At 42.0% G+C, this 2,675-nt stretch carries 2 protein-coding genes; both read right to left on the bottom strand.

Annotation, left to right across the window (positions count from 1 at the left end; genetic code table 11):
* Nucleotides 1-1,289 (bottom strand): GTP-binding protein (locus tag KH943_RS09790; protein ID WP_304110402.1); only part of this gene is annotated, 1,289 nt, incomplete at its 3' end.
* A 184-nt stretch (nucleotides 1,290-1,473) separates the two neighbouring features.
* On the bottom strand, nucleotides 1,474-2,675 hold a 1,202-nt coding region (mukB, locus tag KH943_RS09795; RefSeq protein WP_304110403.1), incomplete at its 5' end, for a chromosome partition protein MukB.

Consider the following 2,675-nt stretch of genomic DNA (forward strand, 5'->3'; position numbering starts at 1 on the left):
TCACCTTTACGGATACCTAATGCTTCCATTACAGCACCTTGGTGTTGTTCTTCGATATCGATTGTCACTTGTTCGTATGGCTCCTGTTTACGGCCATCAATCTCTTTGAAGATTACTTTTGGACGAGATACTGCTAATTCATAGCCTTCACGACGCATATTTTCGATCAATACCGATAAGTGTAATTCACCACGACCAGACACACTAAACACATCTGAGTCATCGGTTTCTTCAACACGTAATGCCACATTGTGTACTAATTCTTTTTTCAAACGTTCTAAGATTTGGCGTGAAGTTACATATTTACCTTCTTGACCGCAGAATGGCGAGGTATTTACGCAGAAGAACATTGTTACTGTTGGTTCATCTACAGTTAATGCAGGCAATGCTTCAACATTGTTAATATCACATAATGTATCAGAGATGTTGAGTTCACCTAAGCCAGTAATAGCAATAATATCGCCCGCATAAGCTTCTTCCGCTTCGTAACGTTGTAATCCTAAATGACCTAATACTTGACCAACACGACCATTGCGAGTGTTGCCATCTGAATCAATGATGGTTACAGGTTGGTTTGGTTTTACCGTACCACGTTTGATGCGACCGATACCGATTACACCTAAATATTTGCTGTAATCCAATTGCGAAATTTGCATTTGGAACGGCTCTTCTAAGTGAACATCTGGCGGAGAAACGTGTTCTACAATCGCCTCAAATAAAGGATCCATATTGGGTGCTAAATCTTCGTGATCTAAACCTGCAACACCGTTTAATGCTGAAGCGTAAATGATTGGGAAATCTAATTGTTCATCAGTTGCACCAAGGTTTACGAATAAGTCGAATACTTGATCTACAACCCAGTCAGGGCGAGCACCTGGGCGGTCCACTTTATTGATAACCACGATTGGTTTTAAACCGTGTGCAAAGGCTTTTTGAGTTACGAAACGCGTTTGTGGCATCGGGCCATCGAACGCATCTACGACTAATAATACTGAATCCACCATTGAAAGCACACGCTCAACTTCACCACCGAAGTCCGCGTGCCCTGGGGTATCTACGATGTTAATACGATAGCCGTTCCAGTTAATCGCTGTGTTTTTCGCAAGAATGGTAATACCACGTTCTTTCTCAAGATCGTTTGAGTCCATCACGCGCTCTTCAGTATCTCCGCGAGAAGTATCTAATGTACCTGAAAGTTTAAGAAGTTTATCAACGAGGGTAGTTTTACCGTGGTCTACGTGTGCGATAATCGCAATATTACGTAGTTTGTTTGTATCTAATTGTTGCATAAATGAAATGATTTTTGCCTATAAAGGAAAATAAAAAGGTGGGACAAGTCCCACCCTACGGAAATTTGAGGTGCTAAATTATACCGACTTTTCCAAAAATTGACTAGGATTTAATCGGTAAGATTTTGAGTTTTTTCAATACTACTAATAAGGATATGCAGAAAACAGTCGCTAATAATAAAAACTACGCAAACCCTTTCAATCCAACCACTTCAACCAGCTCTTGGTTATTGGTAATTTTACGTACCAACTTATAGGTTGTTCCACGTTCTGGGCTGATATTTTCTGGTGCGGCAATTACCAATTGCATATCCAAACGTTCACAAAGTTCAAAGAGCGTGTTGATCGACATCGCATCAAGTCGAGCTGCCTCATCCAAGAAGAGCAAACGACAAGGGAGAATATCTTTCGCACGTAGACGACGAGACTCTTCTTCCCAGCTTTGCACCACCATTAACAGGATAGACATCCCCGTACCGATTGCCTCACCCGTTGAAAGTGCACTACTTTCCGCACGTTGCCAGCCATCTGCACCACGGTCGGTTTCGACTTCAAGATCAAGGTAATTGCGGTAATCTAACAACTCTTCGCCAATGGTTTGCGGTGTACGTTGTCCCATATCAATATGTGGGTTCACACGTTTATGCAACATCGCAAGTGCTTCTGAGAAACTCAGTTTTTCGCTCTCAAACAGATCTTTGTGCTGTTCACGATCTCCACTCAACGCATTCAACAACATTGCGTGTGTCTCGCGAATTTTTACATCTAAACGTACGCCTTTCACTTGACCGAAAGCAATATTTTGTAAGCCTTGGTTCAATTGAAGAATACGATTCTGTTCACGCTGAATGGTTTTTCGTAAAATATTTGCCACACTTTCTGCACTGATCGCCAATTTTTTCTCACGACGAGTAAGCTCATTCGTTAAGCGAGAAAGTTCAATTTCCATCTGCTCAATCGCATCAATTGGGTCATCAGTTTTGATAATATCTTGGCGAATACGCTCACGTAAATGGCGATACACTTCAATGAAGAATGCCACTTTCGTCTCTGGCTTACGACTATCTTCCGAAGCACGTAAACTATCACGTAAGTATTCATTATTCGCGACTGCAGCACGTAATGCCCCCAACGCTTTATCTGAAATCGAACGTAACTCATCCGATGAATGATACGACAATTCACGACGGTTCAAGCGTTTTTCTACATCGCTGTTACGAGAAAGCTGCAACACCAAGCACCAGCTGGTTTTTGCTTGCACCACAGAGGCACGTTGATTTTTATAATCACGTTCCACTTTGCGTAATTCACGGCTGAGATTCTCAATTTCTGCTTCAATGCTGCCCAACTGCTTATCAAGGAATGTTTTGCGCGCACGTTGTTGAC

This window comes from Haemophilus parahaemolyticus, from assembly GCF_018373095.1.
Taxonomy (GTDB): Bacteria; Pseudomonadota; Gammaproteobacteria; order Enterobacterales; family Pasteurellaceae; genus Haemophilus_A; species Haemophilus_A parahaemolyticus_A.